26 protein-coding genes and 2 pseudogenes are annotated in these 26,913 nt (G+C 60.5%); 4 read left to right on the top strand and 24 right to left on the bottom strand.

Annotated elements, in window-relative coordinates; all coding sequences use genetic code 11:
• Window positions 1-6: 6 nt before the first annotated feature.
• Entirely contained in the window at window positions 7-1,281 is a 1,275-nt protein-coding gene (locus tag ACXPVS_RS15995; RefSeq protein ID WP_458510796.1) for an MFS transporter, read from the bottom strand.
• Between the two features lie 118 nt (window positions 1,282-1,399).
• On the opposite strand from ACXPVS_RS15995, the gene ACXPVS_RS15990 reads away from it, so the two are divergent.
• The 3 genes and pseudogenes from ACXPVS_RS15990 (at window position 1,400) to ACXPVS_RS15980 (ending at window position 2,984) form a co-directional block, all read left to right on the top strand.
• Window positions 1,400-2,302 (top strand): LysR family transcriptional regulator, encoded by a 903-nt coding sequence (locus tag ACXPVS_RS15990; protein ID WP_458510795.1) that lies wholly within the window; start codon window positions 1,400-1,402, stop codon window positions 2,300-2,302.
• A 93-nt stretch (window positions 2,303-2,395) separates the two neighbouring features.
• A pseudogene (locus tag ACXPVS_RS15985) lies at window positions 2,396-2,700 on the top strand (type II toxin-antitoxin system RelE/ParE family toxin).
• Entirely contained in the window at window positions 2,697-2,984 is a 288-nt protein-coding gene (locus ACXPVS_RS15980; RefSeq protein WP_007943750.1) for an addiction module antidote protein, read from the top strand. Before ACXPVS_RS15985 ends, ACXPVS_RS15980 begins: the two are co-directional and overlap by 4 nt.
• A gap of 48 nt (window positions 2,985-3,032) precedes the next feature.
• Here the strand turns inward: ACXPVS_RS15980 and ACXPVS_RS15975 are convergent, their stop codons facing one another.
• The 20 genes and pseudogenes from ACXPVS_RS15975 to ACXPVS_RS15880 form a co-directional block, all read right to left on the bottom strand.
• A complete protein-coding gene (locus ACXPVS_RS15975) occupies window positions 3,033-4,259 on the bottom strand; it encodes a beta-ketoacyl-ACP synthase (protein WP_458510794.1) in 1,227 nt (408 codons plus the stop codon).
• Entirely contained in the window at window positions 4,259-4,987 is a 729-nt protein-coding gene (gene fabG, locus ACXPVS_RS15970; protein ID WP_458510793.1) for a 3-oxoacyl-ACP reductase FabG, read from the bottom strand. The genes ACXPVS_RS15975 and fabG overlap by 1 nt, the downstream gene beginning before the upstream one ends.
• A complete protein-coding gene (locus tag ACXPVS_RS15965) occupies window positions 4,984-5,445 on the bottom strand; it encodes a hotdog family protein (protein WP_458510792.1) in 462 nt (153 codons plus the stop codon). Before ACXPVS_RS15965 ends, fabG begins: the two co-directional genes overlap by 4 nt.
• Window positions 5,442-6,638: a beta-ketoacyl-[acyl-carrier-protein] synthase family protein gene (locus tag ACXPVS_RS15960; protein WP_458510791.1), complete on the bottom strand. Its 1,197-nt coding sequence runs from the start codon at window positions 6,636-6,638 to the stop codon at window positions 5,442-5,444. Before ACXPVS_RS15960 ends, ACXPVS_RS15965 begins: the two co-directional genes overlap by 4 nt.
• Window positions 6,635-7,117, bottom strand: coding sequence for a hypothetical protein (locus ACXPVS_RS15955; protein ID WP_458510790.1), 483 nt, complete (start codon window positions 7,115-7,117; stop codon window positions 6,635-6,637). Before ACXPVS_RS15955 ends, ACXPVS_RS15960 begins: the two co-directional genes overlap by 4 nt.
• A complete protein-coding gene (locus ACXPVS_RS15950; protein ID WP_458510789.1) occupies window positions 7,117-7,842 on the bottom strand; it encodes a class I SAM-dependent methyltransferase in 726 nt (241 codons plus the stop codon). Before ACXPVS_RS15950 ends, ACXPVS_RS15955 begins: the two co-directional genes overlap by 1 nt.
• A complete protein-coding gene (locus ACXPVS_RS15945; RefSeq protein WP_458510788.1) occupies window positions 7,839-9,086 on the bottom strand; it encodes an NAD(P)/FAD-dependent oxidoreductase in 1,248 nt (415 codons plus the stop codon). The genes ACXPVS_RS15950 and ACXPVS_RS15945 overlap by 4 nt, the downstream gene beginning before the upstream one ends.
• Window positions 9,073-9,372: pseudogene (locus ACXPVS_RS15940) on the bottom strand (sodium:proton antiporter); the annotation flags it as partial. The gene ACXPVS_RS15945 and the pseudogene ACXPVS_RS15940, both read right to left, overlap by 14 nt.
• Window positions 9,372-11,711 (bottom strand): MMPL family transporter, encoded by a 2,340-nt coding sequence (locus ACXPVS_RS15935; protein ID WP_458510787.1) that lies wholly within the window; start codon window positions 11,709-11,711, stop codon window positions 9,372-9,374. The pseudogene ACXPVS_RS15940 and the gene ACXPVS_RS15935, both read right to left, overlap by 1 nt.
• Window positions 11,695-12,297, bottom strand: a complete 603-nt coding sequence (locus ACXPVS_RS15930; protein WP_458510786.1) for an outer membrane lipoprotein carrier protein LolA — start codon at window positions 12,295-12,297, stop codon at window positions 11,695-11,697. The genes ACXPVS_RS15935 and ACXPVS_RS15930 overlap by 17 nt, the downstream gene beginning before the upstream one ends.
• Window positions 12,294-12,719, bottom strand: coding sequence for an acyl-CoA thioesterase (locus ACXPVS_RS15925; protein ID WP_458510785.1), 426 nt, complete (start codon window positions 12,717-12,719; stop codon window positions 12,294-12,296). The genes ACXPVS_RS15930 and ACXPVS_RS15925 overlap by 4 nt, the downstream gene beginning before the upstream one ends.
• Window positions 12,712-14,256 (bottom strand): HAL/PAL/TAL family ammonia-lyase, encoded by a 1,545-nt coding sequence (locus ACXPVS_RS15920; protein ID WP_458510784.1) that lies wholly within the window; start codon window positions 14,254-14,256, stop codon window positions 12,712-12,714. Before ACXPVS_RS15920 ends, ACXPVS_RS15925 begins: the two co-directional genes overlap by 8 nt.
• The gene (locus ACXPVS_RS15915; protein ID WP_458510783.1) at window positions 14,237-15,178 is read right to left on the bottom strand and encodes an LpxL/LpxP family acyltransferase; all 942 of its coding nucleotides are present in this window, start codon (window positions 15,176-15,178) and stop codon (window positions 14,237-14,239) included. Before ACXPVS_RS15915 ends, ACXPVS_RS15920 begins: the two co-directional genes overlap by 20 nt.
• Window positions 15,175-15,909 carry a glycosyltransferase family 2 protein gene (locus ACXPVS_RS15910; RefSeq protein WP_458510782.1) on the bottom strand — a complete coding sequence of 245 codons (735 nt, stop codon included), beginning with the start codon at window positions 15,907-15,909 and terminating at the stop codon, window positions 15,175-15,177. The genes ACXPVS_RS15915 and ACXPVS_RS15910 overlap by 4 nt, the downstream gene beginning before the upstream one ends.
• Complete coding sequence (locus ACXPVS_RS15905) at window positions 15,902-17,584, bottom strand: AMP-binding protein (protein WP_458510781.1); 1,683 nt, start codon at window positions 17,582-17,584, stop codon at window positions 15,902-15,904. Before ACXPVS_RS15905 ends, ACXPVS_RS15910 begins: the two co-directional genes overlap by 8 nt.
• The gene (locus tag ACXPVS_RS15900) at window positions 17,581-18,126 is read right to left on the bottom strand and encodes a hypothetical protein (RefSeq protein WP_458510780.1); all 546 of its coding nucleotides are present in this window, start codon (window positions 18,124-18,126) and stop codon (window positions 17,581-17,583) included. The genes ACXPVS_RS15905 and ACXPVS_RS15900 overlap by 4 nt, the downstream gene beginning before the upstream one ends.
• Entirely contained in the window at window positions 18,123-18,377 is a 255-nt protein-coding gene (locus ACXPVS_RS15895; protein ID WP_007936741.1) for an acyl carrier protein, read from the bottom strand. Before ACXPVS_RS15895 ends, ACXPVS_RS15900 begins: the two co-directional genes overlap by 4 nt.
• 9 nt (window positions 18,378-18,386) lie before the next feature.
• Window positions 18,387-18,647 carry a phosphopantetheine-binding protein gene (locus ACXPVS_RS15890; protein ID WP_008149626.1) on the bottom strand — a complete coding sequence of 87 codons (261 nt, stop codon included), beginning with the start codon at window positions 18,645-18,647 and terminating at the stop codon, window positions 18,387-18,389.
• Window positions 18,628-19,437 (bottom strand): lysophospholipid acyltransferase family protein, encoded by an 810-nt coding sequence (locus tag ACXPVS_RS15885; RefSeq protein ID WP_458510779.1) that lies wholly within the window; start codon window positions 19,435-19,437, stop codon window positions 18,628-18,630. Before ACXPVS_RS15885 ends, ACXPVS_RS15890 begins: the two co-directional genes overlap by 20 nt.
• A complete protein-coding gene (locus ACXPVS_RS15880; RefSeq protein WP_458510778.1) occupies window positions 19,413-20,138 on the bottom strand; it encodes a beta-ketoacyl synthase chain length factor in 726 nt (241 codons plus the stop codon). Before ACXPVS_RS15880 ends, ACXPVS_RS15885 begins: the two co-directional genes overlap by 25 nt.
• Window positions 20,139-20,492: 354 nt before the next feature.
• On the opposite strand from ACXPVS_RS15880, the gene ACXPVS_RS15875 reads away from it, so the two are divergent.
• A complete protein-coding gene (locus ACXPVS_RS15875; RefSeq protein WP_458510777.1) occupies window positions 20,493-21,263 on the top strand; it encodes a ParA family protein in 771 nt (256 codons plus the stop codon).
• Between the two features lie 10 nt (window positions 21,264-21,273).
• Here ACXPVS_RS15875 and trxC read toward each other — a convergent pair whose 3' ends face one another.
• From trxC to mscK, 3 genes are all read right to left on the bottom strand, one after another.
• Window positions 21,274-21,708, bottom strand: coding sequence for a thioredoxin TrxC (trxC, locus tag ACXPVS_RS15870; protein ID WP_458510776.1), 435 nt, complete (start codon window positions 21,706-21,708; stop codon window positions 21,274-21,276).
• A 324-nt stretch (window positions 21,709-22,032) separates the two neighbouring features.
• Window positions 22,033-23,496: a protein adenylyltransferase SelO gene (gene selO / locus ACXPVS_RS15865; protein WP_458510775.1), complete on the bottom strand. Its 1,464-nt coding sequence runs from the start codon at window positions 23,494-23,496 to the stop codon at window positions 22,033-22,035.
• A 48-nt stretch (window positions 23,497-23,544) separates the two neighbouring features.
• Complete coding sequence (gene mscK / locus ACXPVS_RS15860; RefSeq protein ID WP_458510774.1) at window positions 23,545-26,895, bottom strand: mechanosensitive channel MscK; 3,351 nt, start codon at window positions 26,893-26,895, stop codon at window positions 23,545-23,547.
• Window positions 26,896-26,913: the final 18 nt, after the last annotated feature.

Genomic DNA, 26,913 nt, shown 5'->3' with positions numbered 1-26,913 from the left:
GGTGCGTCACGCCTTCACATTCTCCCGCGGTGGCAACTTCGCCAGTTTCAACGCCACCAGCAGCGCAATCACCAGCAACCCGCCAATGAACAGCCCGATCCCGTTCCAGCCACCCATGTGCCAGAACACCCCGCCTGCCGTCCCGGCGATGCTCGAACCGGCGTAATAGCTGAACAGATAAAGTGAAGAGGCTTGCCCCTTGGCCTTGATCGCACGACGCCCAATCCAGCTACTCGCGACCGAATGGGCGCCGAAGAAGCCGAAGGTAAAGATCAACATGCCGATGATCACCACCGGCAGCGGCGTGAGCAGGGTCAGCGCGAGGCCGGCGATCATCAGCGCGATGGTTGCCCAGAGCACTTTGCGACGACCGAGCTGGTCGGCCAAGGCACCGATTTTCGCGGAGCTGTAGATACCCGACAGATACACCACCGAGAGTAGCCCGACGAAGGCCTGATCCAGGTGGTACGGCTCGGCCAGCAGGCGATAGCCGATGTAGTTGAAGAGGGTGACGAACGCGCCCATCAGCACGAAGGCTTCAAGGAACAGCAGTGGCAGGCCGGCGTCGCGAAAGTGCATGGTGAAGCCGTCAATCAAGCTGCGCGGGTGCAATGAACGGGCGCGGAAGTTGCGCGACTCGGGAAGGATTTTCCAGAACACCGCCGCCGCAATCAGGGCCAGGCCGCCGATCACCAGCATCGCCGTGTGCCAACTGACGAAGTCGATCAATACACCGGTGATCAAGCGGCCGCACATCCCGCCAATCGCGTTGCCGCCAATGTACAAACCCATGGCCAGACCGATGTGCTGCGGGTGGATTTCTTCGCTCAAATAAGTCATGGCGACGGCTGCCAGACCGCTCAACGACAACCCTGTCAGCGCCCGCATCACCAGCACGCCGTGCCAGCTCGGCATCATTGAGCTGGCGATTGTGCAGAGCGCGGCGGCGAACAGTGCGGCGACCATCACCGGTTTGCGTCCGATGCGATCGGAGATAGGGCCGGTGATCAACAAGCCGATGGCGAGCATGCCGGTGGCGACCGAGAGGATCAGGCTGCTCTGGGCCGCATTGATGGAAAATTCATGGGACAACAGCGGCATCATCGGTTGCACGCAATAAAGCAGAGCGAAGGTCGCGAAACCACCGCAGAACAGCGCGAGCACCGTGCGCATGAACATCGGCGTGCCTTTTTCGATGTAGATTTCCTTTAATTCGGCGACAACATCGTCCACCGCCGTGGGCGGAACTTCATGGGCAAGTGGAGCGACAGCAGTTTTCACTTCGGACCTCGGAGGGCGCAGCCGGTCAGGTAATGAAAAAAGCATATAGCTGCCTAATGATTCAATCCAATATATTGTTCGACCTGTTTGATAGGTTTAGCGACCTAATGGAGTTTTCATGGAATTGCGTCACCTGCGCTACTTTATTGCTGTCGCCGAAGAGCTGCACTTCGGCCGCGCGGCCCAGGTGCTGGGCATCTCGCAACCGCCCCTGAGCCAGCAGATTCAGGCGCTGGAGCAGGAGGTGGGTGCGCGGTTGTTCGAGCGTACCAATCGTCGGGTCGAACTCAGTGAAGCCGGCCGGCTGTTTCTGGAAGAGGCGCGGCTGGTGCTGGCGCAGGTCGATAAAGCGGCAGATGTGGCACGGCGGGCGCAGTTGGGTGAACTGGGCGAACTGAAGATTGGTTTTACCTCGTCGGCGCCGTTCAACTCGACCATTCCACAGGCGATTTTTTCGTTCCGCCAGCGATTCCCGGCGGTGCACCTGAACCTGCGGGAGATGAGCAGCACCCAGGTAGCGGATGCGTTGGTGGATGAGTCGATAGAAGTCGGGATCATGCGGCCGCTTGGGTTACCGGATTCCCTCAGCGTGGTGGAGTTGATGCGTGAGCCACTGGTGGCGGTACTCAGCTCCAAGCATCCTTTGGTGAGCGACAGCGAAGAGGGCTTGTATCTGTCAGCCCTGGCCCTCGAACCCTTCGTATTTTTCCCGCGCAGCTATGGCAGTGGTCTGTACGCACAATTGCTCAGCCTGGCCCGGGAGGCGGGGTTCAGTCCGCACTTCGCTCAGGAGGCGGGCGAGGCGATGACGATCATTGGTCTGGTGGCGGCGGGGTTGGGTGTATCCGTGCTGCCGGCGTCTTATCAGCGGATGCGCATCGAAGGGGTGGTCTATCGGCCGCTGCTCGATCCAGAGGCGGTGTCGGCGGTGTGGCTGGTGCAGCGCAAAGATCAGAAGTCGCCGATGGCCAGGGCGTTTGTGGCGTTGTTGACGAGGAAGGTTGAGCCATTGAAGCCATAGCTGCCGCGCAATTGATCAATTACTAGACTGCCGAATGTCGACTCATCAGGATTCCTGGCTGAGCACGTGTAGCTCAAGAGCTACACTCGGCGCATGACGGAGATCCTTCGAAGTTCAACATTCTCGGCTGGCTATTGAAGCTGGCCGATAGCCGCGCCGGGATGCGCATCCAAGTGCGAATTGACCGCATGTCCGAAGGGAATTTTGGTGATGTCAAAGCTATCGGAGACGGGTTGAGTGAAGCACGAATTAACTATGGTCCCGGTTATCGGGTCTATTTCATGCAACAAGGCAACCAGTTGGTCATCCTCCTTTGTGGTGGTGACAAAAGCAGCCAAACCCGTGACATCCAACAAGCCAGGCTAATGGCTAAATCCTGGAAGGAGCAAAACCCATGACCGAACAATTCACTCGCTGGGACTCTGCTGAGTACCTCAAGACCGAGGAGGACATGGCCAATTATCTTGACGCTTGTATGGAGGAAGCGGGAGATGATCCAGCATTCATCGCCAAGGCTCTCGGGACCATTGCACGTGCTCGCGGCATGACTCAGGTTGCGCGGGATGCGGGACTATCTCGGGAAAGTCTTTACCGTGCCCTGTCAGGTGAAGGGAATCCAGAGTTCGGTACCATCCTTAAAGTCGTGAAAGCTTTAGGATTGAAGTTACACGCCAGTACCTGAGCCAAATTAAAAGGGGGCGCCGAAAGGCGCCCTTTGTCGTTTCTGGCGTTACGACCAACGCCGAAAGATCAGCGACGTATTAACCCCACCAAACGCAAAATTATTGTTCATCACGTACTGATTACTCATCTGCCGGAACTCGCCGCGCAGGTAATCGAGTTTGCTGCAGTGCGGGTCGACGTCCTCGAGGTTGAGGGTGTGGATGTACAGGTCGCGGTTCATCATTTCGATGCTGAACCAGGATTCCAGCGCACCGCAGGCTCCGAGGGTGTGACCGAGAAAACTCTTCTGCGAGCTGATCGGCATGTGCTCGCCGAACAACGCGCTCGTTGCCAGTGTTTCGGCAATGTCGCCCTGTTCAGTGGCCGTGCCGTGACCGTTCACGTAGCCGATGTCCGAAGGCTGTAACCCGGCGTCTTCCAGCGCCAGTTCCATGGCCCGGCGCATGGTGACCTGCTCTGGACGGGTGGCGTGCTGGCCGTCGGCGTTGCTGCCGAAACCGACGAGTTCGGCGTGGATGTGCGCACCGCGAGCCAATGCGTGTTCGAGTTCCTCGAGCACCAGCATGCCGCTGCCTTCACCGATCACCAGGCCATCGCGGCCGCTGTCGTAGGGGCGTGGGGAAGTCTGCGGCGCATCGTTTTTCAGGCTGGTGGCGTAGAGCGCGTCGAAGACCATGGCTTCGGTGGGGCACAGTTCTTCGGCGCCGCCGGCGAGCATCAATGGCAGGCGACCAAACTTGACCGACTCGTAGGCATAACCGATGCCCTGACTGCCGCTGGTGCAAGCGCTGGAGGTGGGGATCAGCCGACCGGTGAGGCCGAAGAAGATGCTGATATTCGCCGCCGTGGTGTGCGGCATCATGCGCACATAGGAGTTGGCGTTCAGGCCCTCGGCCACCGAGTTGAGCAGCATGTTGCCGAACGCCTTGATCTCGTCGGTGCTGCCGGTGGATGAGCCGCAGGAAACACCCATGCGCCCGTCTTTGATCGACGGGTCACCCAACAGACCGGCATCGGCCAATGCCTGTTCTGCCGCGCCGACCGCCAGGCGCGAGACCCGGCCCATGCTGCGCAATTGTTTGCGGGTCCAGTGGCTTGGCACTTTGAAGTCATCGATCGGCCCCGCGAGGCGCGTGTTGAGTTCGGTGAAACGATCCCACTCGTCCATCCGGCGGATACCGCTACGGTTGGCCGCGAAGTTGCCGGCGATGGTCTCCCAGTCGCTGCCGAGTGAGGTGATGCCGGCCATGCCGGTGACGACGACGCGCTTCATCAGCACAGGCCTCCGTTAACGGCCAGAACCTGGCGGGTGATGTACGACGCTTCCGCCGACATCAGGAAATTTACCGCGCTGGCCACCTCTTCCGGGGTGCCCATGCGTTGTGCGGGGATCATTTTCATCAGTTCTTCCACCGGCACGTTTTCATCGAGCATCGCGGTGTCGATCAAGCCGGGTGCGACACAGTTAACCGTAATTTTGCGCTTGCCCAACTCGATCGCCAACGCCTTTGCCGCACCGATCAACCCGGCCTTGGAGGCGCTGTAGTTGACCTGCCCACGGTTGCCGATCAACCCGGAAACCGAAGTGATGCAAACAATCCGTCCGGCCGCGCGACGACGAATCATCGGCATCATCACCGGGTGCAGCACGTTGTAGAAACCGTCGAGGTTGGTGCGCATCACCATGTCCCAATCATCCTCGCTCAAGGCTGGAAAAGCACCGTCGCGCGTCAGGCCGGCGTTCAGCACCACGCCGTAATAGGCGCCGTGGGTTTCCACGTCGGCCTCGAGAATGGCTTTGCAGTTGGCGCGATCGGACACGTCGAATTGCACAATGCGCACGTTGCGTCCCAAGGCTTCGATTTCGGCCTTCACGGCTTCAGCGTCCGCCAGGCCACTGCGGCAATGCAGCACGATGTCATGCCCGGCCTGGGCCAGACGCAAAGCGATAGCGCGGCCGATGCCACGGCTGGAACCGGTGATCAGTACGGATTCAGTCATGGCTGGGTTCCTTGGGTTTCATGAAGGTATTGAGCGGCCTGAGGCGGACGGAACACGTTCAGACGGGCGGTGGCGTGAATGCCGGGGGCGGTGATGTGGCATTCGAACACGCCCATGCCGTTGTCGTCTTCCAGCGAGCGGATGCCGTGGATGGTCAGCTCCGTGCCAGCGGGGAAGTGCTCGACGTTGCATTCGAATTTGCGGGTGCCGAGCAGAAACCCCAGCTCCACCGCGTCGCCACGCTGGCGCGCATGGCAACCGGCGTAGGCGGCGACGCTCTGGGCCATCAGTTCGATGCCGACCCAGGCTGGCAGGCTGCCGTCCGGGCGGTTGAACAGGCCATCGGGTTTGACCGTGAGACGGGTGTGAATCTGCTCGTCATCGAACGACAGGACCTGCTCGATGAAGATCATGTCGCCAGCGTGCGGCAGCAGTTCGGCGATCGGCCAGTCAATCATGGGGCGTCTCCGATAATCAGGCTGACGTTGTTACCACCGAAGGCAAACGAATTGCTCATCAGATAGCGAGGTGCAATGGACGTCAGGCGATTGGCCGGGGTCACCCAATTCAGGGCTGGCAATTCGGGGTCCGGTTGGCCGTCCCAGACGTGAGGCGCCAGGGCGTGCTCGCGGTTGCCTGCACTCAGGCTCAACCAGCAGAACGCCGCTTCCAGAGCGCCGGCCGCACCGAGGGTGTGGCCGGTCATGGGTTTGGTCGACGAACACGGCACACCCGCCGGGAACAACGTCGCCACCGCCAGGCTTTCCATGGCGTCGTTGTGCTGGGTGGCGGTGCCGTGCAGGTTCAGGTAATCGATCTGTTGCGGTTGCAGTTGTGCTCGGCTCAAGGCTTTGCGCATCGCTTGCAGGGCGCCGCGGCCGCTGGGTTCCGGTGCGGAAATATGATGCGCATCGGAGCTGGCGCCACTGCCGAGCAGGGCAATTGGCGGGCTGTCGCCGACATTTTTGCTCATCAAAAACAGCACCGCCGCTTCGCCAATGTTAATGCCGTTACGGTTCACCGAAAACGGGTTGCAGCGTTGTTCAGACACCGCTTCCAGCGCCGAGAACCCATTGAGGGTCAACTTGCACAGGCTGTCGACGCCGCCGCACAACACGGCGTCGCACAAGCCCAGGTCCAGCAGTCGCTGAGCGCTCATCAACGCTCGGGCACTGGACGTGCAGGCCGTGGAAATCACATAGGCCGGGCCGCTCAATTGCAGCCAGTCGGCGAGGAAGTTCGCCGGGGCGCCGAGTTCCTGTTGCTGGTAGTCATAATCGGCCGGGAACTGATGCTCGCGGAGGTAATGGGCCAGGCCGCGACTGGCTTCGTCGATGCCCGAGGTGCTGGTGCCCAGAACGATACCGATGCGGTCGCGGCCGTAGGTCTGGATTACCTGGTCGATGTCGTCGCGAATTTGCAACGCGGCTTCCAGCAGTAATTGATTATTGCGGGTGCTATGCGACGCAAGCTCAGCCGGGATCGGCGCCAGTTCGCCTTGGACCGCGGCCACGGGCAGCGTCCGTTTCGCCACCCAGCCGGCCTCATTGCGCATGCCTGAACAGTCACCGGCAAACAGGTTGCGAGCGACTTCGGACTTGTTACGGCCCAGGGCGCAGATCACCCCGAGGGCATTCAGATAGGCCGTCATGGTGCGTCCCCGCTGAGCGGCGTGACTTGATATTTCGGGCCTTTGGGCAGGTTCAATTCAAAGCTCATGGGTTGTGAGTAGCGGACTTCCCAGTGCGCTGGCAAGGACCGTAGCGAGCCATGCTGCCACGCGGCGGGATAGTTGCCCGACAGTTCTTCTTTGGGGGTGAGCGCAAACAGCAGCGCGGCGAACAGCTCTCGCGCTTGCGGGTTGGGCGGCAGCAGACCGTCAGCCTGCCACTCGCCATCGACCAGTTTCTGGCGTGCCTGGGGAATGCCCAGCAAGTCCATCATCGACCAGCGAATGCCAGGGCCTTCACGCTGGATCACCAATACCCAGTCCTGCCGTTGGTCGGCCACCAGACGCTGGATGTGCAATTGCAGCGGCAACGACAGGTTCGGGGTGTGCTCGGGCAGCGGCGCCCGGCTGGCACAGGCGCTCAGCAACAGGACACAACCCAAAAGCAGAAAACGGATCATCAAACACACCTTTCAAGGGGTTTGCGCGCGACCACATTGACCAGGGTTTCTTCCCGTTGGCCAAAGGGCTTTGGCCGGCGCAGACCCAAGCGTTCAAGCAGACCGAAATCCTTGGCACGGCTCCACCACAAGTATGGATAAGACACGTTTTGCGGGCCGAGTTCGAAACCCTGCTGGCGAATCATGTCCAGGTACCCGGCGGCGCTCTTTTGCACGTGCATCGGATGGCGGAACAACCAGCGGATCACCCAAGTATCAATGTAAGCCTCGGTGGATTCGGCGAACAGCAGATAGCCACCGGGCTTGAGCACGCGGTTGAACTCGGCCAGTGCCTGTTCCTGCTGCACCAGATGATGGAAGGTCTGGTGACAGAACAGCAGATCGACGCTGGCGTCCGGGACGTTGATGCTCGCGCAGTCGCTGCCGATCAATTCCACTTCCATGCCCTGGCGGACGGCTTCCTCGCCGGCCAGGGTCAGGCTGCGAGGGTCGGCGTCCAGACCGATCAGGCGCTGTGGCGCAAAGGTCTGGCGCAGGTACTGGAATGACTTGCCCTGACCGCAACCGGCATCCAGCAGCACCGGGTTGCTCGGCGGTGTTTCGCTGAACAGGCTGCGCAGATCGGTGATTGCCACTCGCAGAACATGGTGCTGCCAGGTGTGGCTGCGCAGGAACCAGACACCGAAACGGGTTTCTTCGACGTAGGTGTCGCTCAAGTAGCTCATGTGGCGTCCCTTGCACAGAGCTCCGAGAGCATCCGCAGCCGGCGCTTGGGTTCGGCGACGAACGGATTACGCTCGTCCCAGGCATACCCGGCCAGGATCGAGCTGATCATGCGGCGAATATCGGGCGAGCCGCCCTCATGGTAAATCACATCCTGGAACGTCCCGGTGTACCAGCCTTCGACGTAGCACCGGAACGTGTCGACACCGCGCTTGAGCGGGATGGCGAACTCAGTCTGCCAATCGACACTTTCGCCTTGCAGTTGGCGATGCAGAACCCCGGCGGCCATGCTCGCCGAGCGCATGGCGATGGTCACGCCGGAGGAGAACACCGGGTCGAGGAATTCCGCCGCGTTGCCAAGCAGGGCAAAGCCTGGCCCGTGGAGGGTTTTGACGTTGGCCGAGTAGCCGCCGATGGTTCTCGCAGGCGTATCCCAAACGGCGTTGTTCAGCACTCTGGCCAGGCTTGGGGTTTGCGCGATAAACCCTCGCAGGCACTCGTCCAGATTTTCCATTCGACCGTCGAAGTGTCCGGCTGCCGCGACCACGCCCACCGAGCAACGGCCGTTGCTGAACGGGATGGTCCAGAACCAGATATCGCGGTGGATCGGATGGGTGGTGATGAGGATTTTTTCCCGCTCGAAGGCCGGGCTGTCGATGTGGTCTTCGACGTGGGTGAACACGGCCTGGCGCACCGGGAAATCCGACGGCGCTTCAAGGTCGAGCAAGCGCGGCAACACTCGCCCGTAGCCGCTGGCATCGAGCACGAAATCGGCTTCGACGCGGTACTGGCTACCGTCTTCGCGAAGCACGTCGAGCTGCGGTTTGGGCAGGGTGAAATCGACGCTGACGATGGCTTCGCCGTAACGAACGTCGACGCCTTGCAGCGCGGCCTGATCGGCCAACAGCTTGTCGAAGTCGGCACGTTGGACCTGGAAAGTGGTCGGTTTGCCGTTGCTGAACGTCTCGCCGAAATCAAAGGCGCTGTATTGCTCGCCCCAGGCGAATGCTGCACCGTTTTTTAACTGGAATCCGGCGGCATTTACCGCCTCGAGCATGCCGGCTTCTTCGACGAAATCCAGGCAGTGGGACAGCAGGCTTTCACCGATGGAAAACCTTGGGAAATGCTGGCGTTCGATCATCAATACGTCGTGACCTTTGCGCTTGAGCAGCGCAGCGGCGATGGCGCCCGATGGACCTGCACCGATAACCACGACCTGGCGATGTTCCATTTCAACTGTTGGCACGGAGGCTCCTTGCCGGGACGGCGATGTTCAAAGGGCGGCGGTGCATGCCGGCGAGTGCCGGCCGCAATGTCGCAATCAGGCCCATCACCATCAGCGCGAAGTACAGCGCCGGGCTGATGAGTTGTTGTTGCAGCAGCAGGTTGAGAAAGACGATCTCGCTCAAACCACGAATATTCAGCAAGACGCTTTCCCACCAGCGACTGGCGCCTTCAAACGAGGCGCCGGCCCAGCCGAGGCTGGCCACGGCGAACAGCGCCAGGGCCATGACCCAGAACAAGGCGATCATCATGTTGCCGACTCCGTGACCGGGGCGGCGTGAACCTGGCGTCCGGCCCACGGCGCAAGAATGAAGCTGAAGGCCAGCCCCAGGGTCACCGACAGACCGAAGTTGCTTACCGCCGGCGTGCTGGACACCGCCAGCAAACCGAACGACAGCCACGTGGTCAGCGCCGCCAGCAAGGTGCCCAGCAGGCTCACAGCCGCACCGCCGACCTGTTCGCGCATGAGGATCGCGTAATCGACACTGATGGCCGTCACCAGCAGCAGGCCGAACAGGCTGAACAGTGTCAACGGTTGGCCCAGCCAGCCGAGACTGGCCAGGCTGCACAGCGCGGCCAGCAGCGGCAGGGTGACGATTCGCAGCGCGCCGCCGAAGCCGAACGGCAGGATCAACACCAGCACGATCAGCACACAGGAAGCGAGTTTCAACTCGGCGGCACTGACCTGAGTGGCGGCGAACACTTTGCTCAACTCACCGAGGCGATCCACCAGTTCCACGCCCGGCAAATCCAGCGTCTGAACGCGCAGCAGAGAGGGGTTGTTCAGGCCTTGCAGACTGACCATCGCCGCTACGCCGTCATCGGTGGGTCCCAGCCACAGCGCGCGATAGGGTTCCGCCAATGGACCGATCAGCGCCGCGTCGATGTCTTCGGTGGGCAGTGCCTGCAATTTTGTGAGCTCTGCTTGCAGCGCCTCAGCCGGCACGCCGACATCGAGCAGCGGCTGCCAGAACTGCGGCAATTTGTTCAAGGCTGCGCGCACTTGCCGCTGTTCGGTGGGTTGGCTGACCAATTGATTGAGCGACAGATAACCCTGGAGTTTTTCCAGGTTGACCAACTGATCCAGCCGCTCGCTCAGCGAGGTTTGGCGTTCCAGCAATTGCTGCTGGTTGGCCGCGCGCACCAGGAAGAACTGGCTGGTGGGTTGATAGCCAGTGATGCGTGCAATGGTTTGTGCTTCGTCAGTCAGTTGCTGCGGTGCGCCGACCCATTGGCGAATGTCGTTTTTGGTGTCGAGTTGCAACAGACCGCCCACACAAAAGGCAATCAGCAGCGCCAGTAGCACCGGCGTACTCGCGAGTTTGAGCAACGCTTCACGGCGCCCCAGCAAATACTCGGACACCCGCAGCGGCCACTGCGCTGGACGCAGGTCTGTGCCTTTGAGCAGTGCCGGCAGCAGGCACACCGCGGACAAATAAGCACCGAGCAGACCGGCGGCAGAGAACACGGCGATCTGGGTCAGCGCCGGGAACGGTGTCCAGGCCAGGGCCAGGTAACCGATGCAACTGGTGATCAGGCTCAGCGTCAGGCCCGGCAACGTCAGGCGCAGGGCCGGCCAACTGTGCCAGGGTTTCAGGCTCCAACTCTTGGACAGGTAATGCAGCGGGTAATCGACCGCCACGCCGATCAGGCTCGAACCGAGCACCAACGTCATCACGTGCATATGGCCGAACAGTGCCACGCAGGCCACCGCACCGAAGAGCATGCCGACCAGCACCGGGACGAAGGCCAGCAACACCCGCCAGTGTCGGAAGGCCAACAGCAACAGCAATAGAATGCCCGCCATGGCGCCGCCACCGACCCAGGTCATTTCCCGGGTGGCTTGCTTTTGCCCACTGGCCGCATAGAGCAAGCCGCTGGCGGCGAGCAATTGAACATTTGCCTGGGCCGCTTCTTCACGGCTGTGCTGGAGCAGGTCGGCCACTTGCAGCGGCAGGTTCATGTCGAAGGCGTTGCCCGTGGTGCGCGAGCGCAGCAGCACCCAACTCTTGCCGTCGGCATCGGCGACCAGCGCACCGCTGCCGATGTCCAGTTGCACCGAACCGTGCTGCGGCTGGCTGTTCTGGATGCGTCCGGTCAGGCCCAGCCAGTCATCCTGGCTCGGCACCAGACTGAAACCGGTGAAGGGGTCGAACAGCGCTTGCACTCGCTGCTGGATAAACGCGTCGGGATGCTCGATCAATTGCTGCCGATCAGCCGCTGAAAGCATTGCCAGTCGGCCATTGAGCAACTGAGTGCGCAGCGCCGGCAAGTCGGCTTGCAGGTTCCATTGGACCTTTTCGAACACGCCGCTCGCCTGCCATTGCTCTCCCAGTTTCTGCGCCATCGCGACCGCTTGTTGGCGATCGGTGTGACCGACCAGCACCAGCATTTCTCGGTTCAGCGGTTCTTGCATGCGTTGTTCGGCGCGCAGTTCCAGCGCGTCCGGCGCCGTGCCTGGCACCAATTCCATCAGGTTGGCCGACAGCGGGGCGCCGTCACGCCATTGCCAACCGGCGAGTGCGAGCATCGCCAGCAGCAGGATCAGAAATAGCCGTGGTAGCCTCCGTTCACTCGGCAAAATCATGTTGCTCCGCATCGCTCAACGGTTGGAAGCGGGTGCTGTCCTGCATGCGCAAAAGCGTGCTGTCACCCTGGGTTTCGAGCAGCTCGATGCTGTGCACCAGTTCACTGCCGGCAATGTTGATCTGAGTGAACACTTGCTTGAGCAGCATGGACCGCGGGGTCAGCGTCAGCTTCCAGTGCTGTGCGTCACCGCTCAGCGAAAGCTCGAAATCCCGTTGCAGCCCGCTGCTGTCGCCTTGCAGTACGGCGAGGAACAAACGGTTCTGTTCGGCGCCGGCACTCTTGCTCGGCAGCATTTGCCAACCGTTGGCGTCACGCCGGGCAATGCCTTTGTCGCTGATGCGGTAATCCTGTTGCAGCGGGGTTTTCAGCAGCCAGAGCAAACCGTGGTTTTTAGCCAGGACGAAGGTGCCCTTGCTAGTCAACGGCTGGGGCAGGGCGCGCAGGTGTTTTTCCTGGATGAAACTGCCGTGGATGACGTCGGGTTTGGCCAGTTGATCGCTGAGCTGTTGCAGATCGAAGGCGTTGGCGATCGATGACAACCCGAGCAGCGCCAACGCGCCGAGGCATTTGAAGAACGGGGTCATGCGAGCATCCTTTCAACAGCGTCGGTGAAGACCTTGGGTGAGGCCAACAACATTTCACGGCTGCTCATGTCGACGGCGACCTGCACGGAACTGGCGCGGGTCAAGCGTTCGCCGGTTTGCAGATCGCTGATCAGGTAATTGATTTTCAGACGGTTTTCCCACTCCACCAGATTCGCCCGCACGTTCAGCTTCTGACCAAACACGGCGCCGCGCACATAGCGCAATTGCAGATCGATCACCGGCCAGGCGTAGCCCGACTCGACCATGGCGGTGTAGTTGTGGCCGATTCTGTCCAGCAGCGCGCAGCGGGCGATTTCCAGGTATTTGATGTAATGGCCGTGCCAGACGACGTTCATGGTGTCGACATCAAAGAACGGCACGAGGATTTCCGTATCGGTGTGAAGCACTCCCTTGCTACGCATGCAGCCTCCAGTGTTGTTCGGCAATTCGCTTCAGGCACAGACGCAACTCGCCTTCCAGCGCGCGGTCTTCGATGACCGGCGGGAAGTCCTTGGCCAACTCCTCGTGCATGGCGGCCAGGGCTGGCGGCAATGGGCGGGCATCCTCGGCCTTGCTGCGCAGCCAGACGCCTTGGTTGGCGGCCAGCAGGGTGGCTGCGGCGACCTGTTCGGTCAGTTCCAGTACACGGATCGCATCGCGGGCGGCGATGGTGCCCATGCTCACTTTGTCCTGGTTGTGGCACTCGGTGGAGCGCGAGAAGACGCTGGCCGGCATGGTGTTTTTCAGCGCTTCGGCGGTCCAGGCGCTGGTGCCGATCTGCACGGCCTTGAAGCCGTGATTGAGCATCGCACGGTCAGCGGTGGCGCCGGACAGGTTGCTCGGCAAGCCGTGGTTGTAGCGCTCGTCCACCAGCAGGGCGAGTTGACGGTCGAGCAGGTCGGCGACGTTGGCCACCAGGTTCTTGAGGCTGTCCATGGCGAACGCAATGTGGCCGCCGTAGAAGTGCCCGCCGTGCAGCACGCGTTCGGCTTCGGCGTCGATAATCGGGTTGTCGTTGGCGCTGTTGAGTTCGATCTCGATGAATGAGCGCAGCCAGTTCAGGCTGTCGGCCAATACGCCGAGGACATGGGGGGCGCAACGCAGGGAATAACGGTCTTGCAGGCGATGCAACGGCGCGGTCGGCGCGTCGATCGCCAGATCCTTGCGCAGCCACGCGGCGACTTGCATCTGCCCCGGATGCGGTTTGGTGGCGAACAGGCGTTCGTCGAAGTGCTCGGGGTTGCCTTGCAGTGCGACCACGTTCAACGCGGTGATGCGCGTGGCCAGTTGCAGCAGGTAATCGGCGCGGGCATAGGCCAGGCAGGCGAGGCCGGTCATGACGGCGGTGCCGTTCATCAATGCCAGGGCTTCTTTGGGACGCAGCACCAGCGGCGTCCAGCCGAGTTCGCGATGCACATCGGCGGCTTGGCGGGGCTCACCCCGGAACATCACTTCGCGTTCACCGGACAGTGTTGCGGCGACATAGGACAGCGGCGTCAAATCACCGCTGGCACCCACCGAGCCCTCTTCCGGGATCAGCGGCAGAATGTCGTGTTCGAGGAAGGCTTGCAGGCGTTCCAGCAGTTCCACGCGCACCCCGGACACGCCGTGGCACAGCGACTGCAAACGCGCCGCCAATACCGCGCGAGTGGCCTGTGCGTCGAGCAGCTTGCCCAGGCCGCAGCCGTGGAACGTGTACAGATGACGGGGCAACGCCTCGACGTGATGCAGCGGCACCGCGACCACGCAGGAATCGCCGTAGCCGGTGGTCACGCCGTAGATCACGCCTTCCTTGTCCAGCAGGGAGTCGAGGAATCGCGCACCCTTGGCGATACGCTCGCGGTACGCCGGGTCGTCTTGCAACTGCGTCGGCACCTGACGGTTGGCCAGGGCCAGTACGTCTTCGATGCGCAAAGGGAGTTCGCCGAAGGTTACCGGCTCAAGCGTTGGCGTCGTCATCGGTCTTCCAGAAAGGGTAAAAGTTGAACCATTGTTGGGGCGCTTCAAGGCAATAGTGACCCAGGCGTTTGGCATAGCGGGAGGCCCACTGATGAATGACCTGCTCACGGTCGCTGCGCTTCCACACCACGGCCTCGGCGAATGGTTCGAGGGTCAGTCGATAGTCACCCGTCGGTTTTTTCAGGCACAGCATCAGGTTGATCGGGCATTTCAGCAGACCGGCCAGCAACCAGGGGCCCTGAGGGAACGCGGCTTGATGGCCGAGGAAGTCCACCGTCACGCTGCGCCCGCCATGCAGTGGCACGCGGTCGCCGGCAATCGCCAGCCACTCGCCGCGCTCCAGGCGCTCATGGAGTTGCAGCATGATCAGCGGGTCCAATTCGCTGACTTGAATCAGCTGCAAATTGGTCGCGCCGGCTTCGCCGAGCAAACGATTGAATTGTTCGGCGTGCTTGGTGTGTACCAGCACGTTCATCGTGACTTTTTCACCGATTTCCGCCAGTGCACGGCAGACCTCGAGATTGCCCAAGTGCGCACCCACCAGCATCTGCCCGCGGCTGCCGCGCAGTTGATTGCGCAGCAAGGCCGGGTCGATGATTTCGATCTGCTCGATGCGCAACTTGCCGTTCCATACGTCGAGTTTGTCGAGCATGGAATCGGCGAAGGCCATGAACTGGCCGAAGACTCGCCAATGGGTCGGGCGCAGTTCATGCCGGCCACTCCAGTCAGCGAGCCGCTGCTGGTATTGCCAGGCGCTGTGACGGGCGCTGCGTCCGAACAGGAAAAAGTACAGAACGATGCCGTACAACAGCGGGCTCAACACCCTGCGACCGAGTACTTTGGCGCCGAATGCGGTGAGTTTCATCAGCCAGAAACTGCCGCGTTCCTGACGGTCAGCCCAGTGTTTTTTGTCTGCGCTCATGCTCGCCACCGTCGCCAGAGCATCACTGGCGCCCGCAGCAACATGCCGAAGAACAACCGGGTGTGCATGCTCGTAATCAGCACGTTGTCGTGGAACAGGCGGAAATGCGAGACGCCATCCAGCGGGTAGTGGACGTTGGTTTGCAGCCATTGCATGGGGAGGTTGCGCCAGGCCAGCCGTACGAGAATGTCCGAGTCGAAGTCCATGCGCTTGCCAATCTTCGCCGATTCGATCAGCGCCAGGGTCGGTGGTAACGGATAGACGCGGAAGCCACACATGGAATCGCGAATCTGCAACGACAGGGTGTTGATCCAGACCATGACGTGAGTCAGGTAACGGGCGTACAAACGGCCTTTCGGCACGCTGGCGTCGTATCGCGGATAGCCGCAGATCACCGCCTCGGGGTGGGCGCGTGACAGTTCGATGAAGGTCTGGACGTCTTGCAGATCGTGTTGACCGTCGGCGTCCACTTGCAAGGCATGGCTGAAGCCCAGGCGCGAGGCTTCGCGAAAACCGGTCATGACCGCACCCCCCTTGCCCTGGTTGGCGCCTAGCCGGATCAGGAACACTTTGTCGCGCTGGGTCAGTTGATCAAGCACCTTTGCACAGGCCGGGCTGCTGGCATCGTCCACCAAAATGCAGGGCAGGCTGCTGGCGAGCAGCGCATCAACCACCGTGGTGATGGCGGTTTCGTGGTTGTACACCGGAATTACGGCGCAGGGGTTATGCATCGTCTGCCGCCTCCAGCAAGATCCGCCCACTGGAGCAGGTCGCGGTCTGGTTGCGATAGGCGAAATACAACTTGCTGCGCGTCGGATCAAAGCGCAGGTGCAGTTGGACTTCATCGCCGGGGCGTACCAGTTGCTGGAATTTCAGCACTTCCATGCCGGCGAATTTTGCCGGCAGATTCATCAATTGCTGGCCCAGTGTGAGCGCCCACTCCACTTGCACCACACCGGGCAATACCGGCGCCCGAGGAAAGTGGCCGCTGAAGTAGGCGAGGTCGTGGGGAACCACCAGTTGCAGGCTCCACTCGCCGTCGACTTCGACCTGATCCAGCACTTCCGGCGTCTTTGGACGCGGCGCCAGCAGCAGGGCTTCAACGGTGGCCTGGGGCAGTTTGCCCTGGGCATTCAGCGGCAGTTGCCGCAGCAGGCGCCAGCGTCGTGGCAACGCCAGGGCCTCGCAATGCTGGCTCAAATGCTGACGCAATTCTTGCGTGAGGGTGCGCCGCCCCTGATTGCGCAACGCATACAGGCCTGATTCGGTCAGCACCAGCAACGCACCCAACGAAGCGCGGTTTTCCTGAACCACGCCAAGACGCGCTTCGGCGACCCAGTCGTGGGCGACGAGTGCCTGTTCCAACATCGGTAGCGAGATACGTTTTTCTTCCAGTTTGACGATCCGGTCCAGTCGTCCGAGCAGTTCGAACCGGCCATCGGCAGCGATTTGCGCGGCATCCGCGGTGTGTTCGATATGCCCGGGAGGCAAGTACGGCGATGCAATGAGCAGGGCGCCGTCGCTGTCCTGGCTCAACTCGATGTCAGCAAAGGGCTGCCAGAGTGCGTGGCCTTGACGCCAGGCGATACCGCCGGTTTCCGAGCTGCCGAGGATTTCTGTCGGCCATTGCTGCAGGCGTTGCTGAAGGCTTTGTGCGGCCTCGGCCGGCAAGGCACCACCGGAGGAAAATACCCGGCGAACCGCACTTAAAGCGGGCCAGTCGAGGTTGTCGCCCATGCGCTTGAGCAGCGCCGGGCTGGCGACCCAGGCGAACACCGGGTGTTCGCGGCTGGCGCGCTGCAGGTCTTCAGGGAATGCCAGCTGCTTGCGCACAAACGTGCGCCCGGCGCACAGCGGCCACAGCACTCGAAACAACAATCCATAAATATGTTGAGTGGCGACGCTGCCGATGATGCAAGCCGCGCCAAGATCGGCCCCCCAGAGTTGCTCCAGCGCTTGGACTTCATTGGCCAGTTGGCGCAGGGTTTTATCGATGCGCTTGGGTTCGCCACTGGAGCCGGACGTGCACAGGCTCAACGAACAGCAATCCAGGTCCAGCACGGCGGCCATCAACGGCGGATGCCGATAATCGCTCAGTTGCGCATCATCAGCTTGATCGGTCAGCCACAGATCGACTTCGGTCGACCAGCGCTGGCGAGTCTGGGCTTGCAGGTCTGCGGGCAGCAGCACGCTGACCCCGGCGCGCCAGGCACCCAACAGGGCAATTGCCAGGTCAGCGGCGTCCTCAAGGTGCACGGCAATACGCCGCACGCCCTGGGCTTGCAGGCCTGCGGCGAGGCTTAATGCCTGTTCGCAAAGCTGTGCGTGATTCAGTGCCGGTTCGGCCGTCACAGCACGCTCCGGTTGCGCCTTGAGCAACAGATGCTCAAGTTTTATCCAATTCATGGGTGGCCTCGTACCCGTTGTCGTATAAGCCATTCAATGGCAAACAGCAGGCCCATCAATCCGTAGGAAATCAGGCCGGTGTACAACATCCACCAACTTAGCGGCGCCCAGAGAGTCAGGGCGGCGGCGAGCAATCCGTTCAAGAAGAAAAACACGCACCAGACGATCGTCACCTGGCGGGTATAAACAATCGCCTTGGCCGGTAGTTGCGGTTCGCGCAAACGCGCCAGGCGTTCGATGATCGGCGGACCAACGATCAAGCTCAGGCCAAACAGTGCGAGCATGAATGCGCTGATCAGCACCGGGTACCAGCGCAGCAGCAGCGGGCTGTCGAACAACGCCAGCAACAGGCAAAAAGCAATCGCGGTGACTGCCATCCACAAGCTGCCGGGTTTGCGCGTACCGAGCAGTGCCCGGGCCAGCCACAGGCTGCCCAGCAGCAGACCAAACTGCCACGGCGCGAAATGTTCCATGCCGAAATACACCGCGAAGGGATACAGCAGGCCCGCCAGCAGCAGGCCGAGGCCGATCAATCGGCTCATGCGGCCGGCTGAACCAGACGGTAGACCGCCTCGACCACGTCGCTGACGGTACGCACCGATTTGAACTCTTCGGCAGCGATTTTCTTGCCGGTCTGGCGTTTGATGTGATCGATCAGGTCGACCGCGTCAATGCTGTCGATTTCCAGGTCCTGATACAGGTTGGATTCGAGGCTTATGCGCTCGGGGTCCAGCTCAAAGAGTTCAACCAGAGCATCGCGCAGGGTGTTGAAGATGTCGTCACGAGTTTGCATGGTCCGGTCTCAAGCTGCCTGTTTTGCAGTGACGAACGCCGCAAGGCTTGCCACGTTGCTGAAGTGATTGCGGGTGTCTTTGGCGTCGGCGTCGATTTTGATGCCGTACTTTTTCTGGATCGCCAGGCCGAGTTCCAGAGCGTCTACCGAATCCAGGCCCAAGCCTTCGCCGAACAGCGTCTGGTCGTCGCCGATGTCTTGTGCGCTGATGTCTTCAAGGCCCAGGGCGTCGATGATCAGTTCTTTGATTTCACGGTGTAGATCGCTCATCTTCGGCGAGCTCCTTAATATAGTAATGATGCAAATAGTCATTGAGCTTGCGCGAGGCCTGAGGAGCTGGGCCACACGCGGCGAAGGCTTGTGGGTCTATATCGGCCCCGACACGGAAACTGAAGTGCACACGGCGTTTGGGGATCCGATACCAGGGCTCGGCTTTGGTTAACGTGGTCGGGCTGACCTTGATAATCACCGGCGTGAGGATTTTCGCACCGCGCAGAGCGATTGCCGCCGCACCCCGATGGAAGGTTGGCGCCTGACCGGGCTGAGTGCGGGTGCCTTCAGGAAAGATGATCAGGGTCTGGCCGCTTTTCAGTGTGTCGGCAGCGGCATCGAGCATGTCCATGCTGCCGTCGTTGCTGATGTATTCGATGCTGCGCAGCGGGCCTCGGGTAAAAGGGTTCTCCCAGAGGCTTTTCTTGACCACGCAGTTGGCGTGTCGCACCAGGCCGATCAGGAACACCACATCAATCAGCGATGGGTGATTGGCAATGATCATTTGCCCCGCTCGACCGAGTTTTTCGGCACCCTGGATGTCGTAAGTCAGCACGCCGGTGCGAGCCATGAATCGCACAAAAAACCAGAACAGACGGGCGACGGTATGTCGCGCTCGCCGCCGGTGTGTCCGGGCATCGCCGGGCAGGCAGTTCAGTAACGGGAAAACCACAAGCCGCAGGCACAGCCCGCCCAACCCGAACAGGGTGAAGCTTGCGGCGGTAGCCAGCAGGCGCCAGTAATAGGCGTCGCGGGTTTTATCGGTTACAGGTTGCGTTGCCAGGTCCATTCACGATTTTTCCAGGCATGTTGGCAGGTTGTCTGCTGGCCGAGCAGGGTACGCAATAGGTTCAGGGCATGGGGCCAGTGGGCTTTGGACAATTCATCCGAGGCGCTGTTCAGGGACAACTGCCAGTCGTTTCCGGGGGTGATCAGCAGGCCGACCGCGTAAGGGAACGGCACGTCGTCGATCCAGGTCGCGTAGGGCTCGGGCGGTTGCTCTTCGGTGACGATCAGCAGTACTGCGGGAGCGCCCTCGGAAATCAAAGCGGCGGCCTCTAGCATGCCGTGTTCAAGGCCATCGCCGGCTGCAGCGAGAGCCGTCATTTCGCTGGTTTCGCCGCGCATGATCGACCACAGGCCGATGATCGCGTTGTGCACCGACAGGCTGAATTGAGTCGGCGACAGCGGCTGATCGGCAGCCAGATCACTGAGAATATCGAAGGTGCGAGAGGTTTCGCCGTGGCGAGAAATAAAGACCAACGGTAGGTCCTGGCGGCCATCGGCCAAGGGCCAGCCGACACTGAACGTCATCCGCGCCAGGCGACTGAGTCGCCGGCGCTGCATGGCCGGCAGAAACGAGACGTCGGGGGCTGCATCGCTGCTCGCAAGCACGACCGGTTGTCGGCTCCAGGCCTGCCAATCGTCCACGCTTTCGAGCCCAGGGGCCCACGCGCGCCATTGGGCGATGTTGAAATTGATCACAGACATTTATCCCGCCCCTGCGGGCTTCCTTGACGCGGTGAGTCGCAAAAAACGCGGACTCCCTTACGTAGCGCTTAGCGCCGAGTGGCGCGCATTATCCCGTTGCGGCGGGCGTGTAGCAAATGATGGTTACATTTTGCTCAATGAAATATACCGGTTGGTTCGTGCATGGCTGTCGTTTGGCCATTATCCACATCGTGGTGCGTATGTCTGTCGGCTCTGTCAGTGGTCAACGGCAGAGTTAGTGGCTTTTTTATTGAGAGATTGCCGATGACTGTGTAGTCCCGATGCTGGCGAGGTAGCTAAGCAGCGCCGTGGACTACTACACTCGGTCATTCTTTGATACACGGAGGTTTTGACATGCGGCGCGTGGTGTTCAATCAGAAAGGTGGCGTAGGAAAATCCAGCATTGCCTGCAATCTGGCCGCGGTCAGTGCCAGCGAGGGCTATCGCACCCTATTGGTGGATCTCGATGCCCAGGCCAACTCCACTCAGTACCTGACGGGGCTCACCGGTGATGACATTCCGATGGGGATCGCTGATTTTTTCAAGCAGATCCTGTCTTCTGGACCGTTCTCCAAGAAAAACAAGGTCGATATTTACGAAACCCCGTTCGACAACCTCCACGTCATCACTGCCACTGCCGAGCTGGCTGACTTGCAGCCCAAGCTTGAGGCCAAGCACAAGATCAACAAGCTGCGCAAATTGCTCGAGGAGCTGGACAGCGATTACGACCGGATCTATCTCGATACCCCGCCAGCGTTGAATTTCTACGCGGTATCTGCATTGATTGCCGCTGATCGTGTGCTGATCCCCTTCGACTGCGACAGCTTTTCGCGTCAGGCGCTGTACGGCCTGTTGGCGGAGATCGAAGAATTGAAGGATGACCATAACGAAGGGCTGGAAGTCGAAGGTATCGTCGTCAACCAGTTCCAGGCTCGCGCCAGTCTGCCCCAACAAATTCTCGACGAACTTATCGCCGAAGGCCTGCCGGTATTACCGGTGTACCTGGGCAGTTCGGTGCGCATGCGTGAATCCCACCAGGCCAACACGCCTCTGATTCACCTCGACCCACGTCATAAGCTGACTCAGCAATTCGTCGATCTGCACAACTTGCTGGAAAATGCCTGACAACTCGACGTCAGATCCCTTGGCTGCGCAACCAGCTCATCAGCTGCGGTAATGGGAAGGCACCGCTCTGGCGCGCGACTTCCCGGCCGTTCTTGAACAGAATCAGGCTCGGGATCGAACGGATCCCCAGCTGCGCCGACAACGGCTGGTTGGCCTCGCTGTCCAGCTTGGCCAGTCGACACTTGCCTGCCAATTGAACCGCTGCCTGTTCGAACACCGGGGCAAACGACTTGCACGGCCCACACCAATCCGCCCACACGTCCACCAGTAACGGCAGATCACCTTTGATCTGGCTGGCGTAATCGCTTTGCTTCAACTCGAAGGGTTTATTCAGCAGAACTTCGGCTTTGCAGCGGCCGCATTTTGGATGGTCGTTGAGGCGCTCGGCGGGGATGCGGTTGAGGCCGTTGCAGTGGGGGCAGGGGATGAGGAGTGGGTCGGACATAGTCGTGCTCTGTATGAATGGGCAATCTAGAACTGATCTGGTGTCGCAAACTGCTTTTATCAAGCCGTGAAAGGTCCGCGGGCGCGACGTGCTTGTCGCAAATCCTCACTTCACCAGAAACCGGGGGCTTTTTCAGAGTGTCCCTAAAGGAAAAGATGGCGCTCGTACAGAAAGAAATTTACAACCCTTCTGAGATAGGCGACGCACAAACATATCAGGAACATTTCGCTGAGCTCCTTAATGCAGCCACCTACATCAGTTAATCAGGCATCCCTGCAAATCACCTTGTATCTAAGGTGATGTGCAGCACTTTTTCAGAGCCTTTTATGACGAACAACTGATCTCCAAATGCTTGCCCCACTCCGGCGGTCGCTCGGCATAACTCTCCATCCCCGGCTGTTGCTCGAACGGATTACTCAGCACCGCGTGCAACCGGCGTACCTCTGAATAGTCGCCGCTCTCCGCCGCATCGATGGCTTTCTGCGCCAGGTAATTACGCAGGATGTACAGCGGATTGACCGCATGCATTCGTTTGCGGCGTTGTTCCTGATCAGCCTCGCCTTCACGCGCCACCCGAGCGATGTAGAGCTCGCCCCAGGCATCGAAGCCTTTGATGTCGACGAAGTCATCGCGCAAACGGGTGACGGCCAGTTCCGGTGATTCTTCCCCCAAGCGGCGAAAGAACAGGCTGTAGTCGACGCCACTGCCCTGCATCAGTTGCAGCAGGTGCTCCAGCAGTTTCTGGTCATCGTCTTCGGCCGTGGTGAAGCCGAGGCGACGGCGCATCAGGTCCAGGTAATGGGCCTGGTACAGCGGCAGGTACAGGTCGAGGGTTTCGCGCAGGGCTTGGACACTGATGAACGGCGTCAGGGCCTGGGCGAGGGCGCTGAGGTTCCACTGGCCGATCGGCACCTGGTTGCTGAAGGAGTACCGACCCTGGTCATCGGAGTGGTTGCAGACGAAGTGGGCATCGAAGTCGTCGAGGAAGGCGAACGGGCCGTAATCGAAGGTAATGCCGAGGATCGACATGTTGTCGGTGTTCATCACGCCGTGGCAGAAGCCATAAGCCTGCCATTTGGCGATCAGTTCGGCATTGCGCTCGACGATTTCGCGAAACATCGCCAGGTACGGTTCCGGCTGTTCAAGGCATTCCGGGAAATGCATGGCCAGCACGTGGTCGCCGAGTTCTTTCTGCTTCTCGGGACGTTTGGTGTAGTAGAAATATTCGAAATGCCCAAAACGCACATGGCTCGGCGCCATGCGCAGGACCATGGCCGCCCGTTCCTGCTTCTCGCGCCACACTGGCGTGTCGGAGCCGATCACGCACAGTGCACGGGTAGTCGGGATGTTCAGGGCATGCAGGGCTTCGGAGGCGAGAAATTCGCGGATCGAGGACCGCAGCACCGCCCGCCCATCACCCATGCGCGAAAAGGGTGTCTGGCCGGCCCCCTTGAGGTGCAGGTCCCAATGCTCGCCAGCTTCGTTGTAGACCTCGCCCAGCAACAAACCGCGACCATCGCCCAACTGTGGGTTGTAGGAACCGAACTGATGGCCTGAATAGACCATCGCCCTCGGAATCGCGTCAGCCCAGAGCTTTTGGCCGCTGAACAGTTCGGCGAACTCCGGGGTTTCGGCCACGGTAGGGTCGAGATCGAGCAGCGCCATGGCGGCGGGGCTGGCTACCACCAGGCGCGGGTTGTCGATTGGCTCGGGCAGCACGGGGGTGGAAAACGTATCGCCCAGGCGGGCGAAGCGATTATCGAAAGTCAGTTCGTCGAGGGCTTTCAAGGGCCATCTCCAGCAGAATGTCCGAGCATTCTGCTAGGGATAAGCCGCTTAGTCGAGCTTGGCGGCCGGCGGCTCTTGCAGCGGTTTGCCATCGGTCGTGGGTGCGATGTTCTTGGTTTCCGGTTCGATGGGTACCATTTTGTATTCTTGGCCCTGAAGATTCTTGAGGTAAACCTCCAACTGCCGGAACGAGATGTTGATGTGATGTTTCTTGAACTCGCGATTGATGAAGCGGTTGACCTCATCGAGCACCGGGTTACGGTCGCCGAGGTCGCGAACATGCATGCGCAACTCGTGGTCGAGGGTGCTTTCGCCGAAGTTCAGGAAGAACACGTGGGGCTCCGGGTCTTTCAGCACTCGCGGGTTATCGCGTGCGGCCCTGAGCAGCAGTTCCTTGACCAAGTCCAGGTCCGAGCCGTAATCGACACCGAGCTTGAGGGTCACTCGGGTGATGGTGTCGGTCAGGGACCAGTTGATCAGTTGTCCTGTAATGAACGTCTTGTTCGGGACGATGATGTCCTTGCGGTCGAAGTCGGTGATGGTCGTGGCGCGGATGCGGATCTTGCTCACCGTACCGGACAAGTTACCAATGGTGATGGTGTCGCCAATCCGCACCGGACGTTCGAACAGGATCATGATCCCGGAGATGAAGTTCGCGAAGATTTCCTGCATCCCGAAGCCGAGACCCACCGACAGCGCTGCCACCAGCCATTGCAACTTGTCCCAACTCACGCCGAGTGTCGACAGGGTCGAGACGAAGCCGATGCCGGCGATCACGTAAGACAGCAAGGTGGTGGTGGCATAGGCACTGCCCTGAGCCAGGTCCAGCTTCGACAGCACCAACACTTCCAGCAGCCCCGGCAAGTTGCGTGCGAGGGCGAAGGTGATGCCGATGATGATCAGCGCACCGAGCATGTCGCCAATGCTGATCGGCACCATGCTCATGTTGGCGCCGGTGCCGCTGGTGTATTCGTAGAGGGTGACGTTATCCAGGTACGAAAACACCGAGATCAGGTCCGACCAGACCCAGTACAACGCCGCGATGAAACCGCCAAGCAGTGCCAGGCGGATCAGGCGCAGGGACTGTTCGTTGACCTTCTCGATATCCAGGGTCGGCTCTTCGATCACCGCTTCGCCGTCACCGGCCTCTTTCGCGGCCTGGCGTTTGGCCAGGGCGCGCTGGTAGGCCAGGCGTCGTGCCGCAACGCTGAGGCCGCGCACGAAGGTGGCCTCGATCACCAGCCAGAACATCAGCAGGTAAAGGGTGTTGATCAGCCGGTCACTGAGCTTCAGCGCGGTGTAGTAGTAGCCAAAGCACACCGCCACGAACAACGCGACAGGCAGGACGGTGAACATCATCCCCACGGCCTTGCGGAACAGCGAAGCGTTCTGGTGAGTCGGGCTGCTGATCAGCAGGCGGCCGAGCAACCAGGCCATCAGCGCGTAGCAGGTCAGCACCACCGGCATGCCGAGTACGTCATCGGCCAGGGCCGCGGGTTGCAGCTCGGCGACTGCCACCACCGCGACCAACGCCATGACCACCAGCCCGAGACGACGGACCCAGCCTTGCAGGAATTCGACCTGAGGTTTTTCCCAGCGAAAATGCAGTTCGGCCACGCCGCCCGGTGCGAGGGTCCGGTAGGCGGTGTAGAACACCAGCCAGGCCTGAGCCATTTGCAGCAACGCCGCGCCCATATTCGTGTTCTGTCCGCGGGCGTCGATTTGCAAGGCCAGGCCACACAAGGCCAGCCCCAGGGCGATCGGCATTGCCAGCAGAATGTTGATCAGGATTGCCTGCGGTGTGTGCCACTGACTGTCACGTTTGAAGTGGCCGATGTCCTGGTGAACTTTGTTCAGTCGGGCGTACAGGTTTTTGCGCCGCCACAGCAGGGCACCGATCAACAGCGCCAAGGGCAGGAACAGCAGCGGCCGCTGGGTCAGGCCATCACTTAATTCGCTCAGGCTGGAAGCCCACGGCAGTGTGGTGACCTGACGTTCCAGGCGCTTCGGTACGGCACGCATCCACTCCGGGTCCAGCGGTTTGTTGCTGGGAATCCAGAACATTTGCTCATCGAGGGTCGCCCGCAGGCTTTGCGCGGTGCTGAGCAGTTGCTTCTGATTGAGTTGCAACGTGATGGATTCGTTGAGCACCGCGCTGAGTTCGCGGTTCAGCCGTTCCAGCAGGTCGGCGCGGGTCGAGGCCAGTTCCAGCAGGCTCTTGCGCAATGGCGGGGTGACTTGCTCGGGTGGCTGAGTCGACAGCAGATTGTCGACGTAGGTCGCCGGGTTGCTGAGCAGTTCCCGTTGCTGGCTGACTTCGAATTGATAGAGACGAATGTCGGCGATCTGGTCGGCCAGGTCACGGTCAAGCTTGAGGCGAGGCAGGGCCTGTTTCTGTTTGTAAAGGATCTTGGAGAGCAGCAGGCTGCCCTTGAGCACGTTGATTTGCTCGTCCAGCGCCGAGTCGCTCTGGGTCACGTTGTCCAGTTGCTGCTTGGTCTGCAGGTTCTGCTGGGTGACTTCGTTGAGGCGGTCAGTACTTTTGAGCAGGTAGTCAGAAAGCTTAAGGTTGGCCGCGCTTTCCGTCGTCAGCAGGCTGCTGCCGCCGGACTTCTGCGCTTCGATGGATTGCTGCGTCACGGTCTCCTGGGACTGGGCCAGGCGCTTCTGGTTGATCAGGTTTTGCAGCTCCTGGATTTCCTGATCCAGACGGTCGGATTTTTCCGAGAGCAAGTCATGCTGGCTGTTGCCCAGGTCCTGCAGTTGATTGTTGCCAGCCAGTTCTTGGCGACGCAACGGGATCAGGGCATTGAGTGCCGCGAGCTCTGCGTTGAGCAGGTCGCGTTGCTCTGAGGTCAAGGTCTTGCCGGCTTCCTTGCCCGTCTTGAGGATGTTGTTGATCTGCTGGATGCGTATCTGGCTGGTGGAAATTTCGGCCTGTGCGCGCTCGGGGCGGGTCTGGGCAGTAATCACCAGACTGTTGGCGTCAGACAAAGCTTTCTGTAGATCGCTTTGCTGGGTGGAGCGCTCGGTGAGCATTTGCTCCAGTTGTTGAATAGGCTCTTTGGCATAGCGCTGCGGTACTGGCAGCACGTTGCTGGCTTTGAGCTTGGCCAGTTCTCGCTGGTTCTCGATGTTCTGCTTTGGGGCGTTGGCCAGTTTCTGCTTGAGATCGGCCAGTTTCTGCTCGTAATCACGCTGGTTGTTGAGCTGTGTCAGCGTGTTTTGCAGGAGGCTCTGCAGGGCTTTCTGATCGGCTTCCGGCAGTTTGCGGTCGGCGATCTTATCCAGGCTCGCCTGCACGGCTTCGCTGGACGGCGGTTCGGCCGCTTGCAATGTACCGACAGCAAGACTCAAGCCCAGCAGGGCCATAACGAAAAAGGTGCGCAGGGTTGACATAGAGACCGATCTAAAACG

This window comes from Pseudomonas sp. Ma2-10, from assembly GCF_054330215.1.
This window is presented reverse-complemented; position numbering and strand designations above follow the sequence as displayed.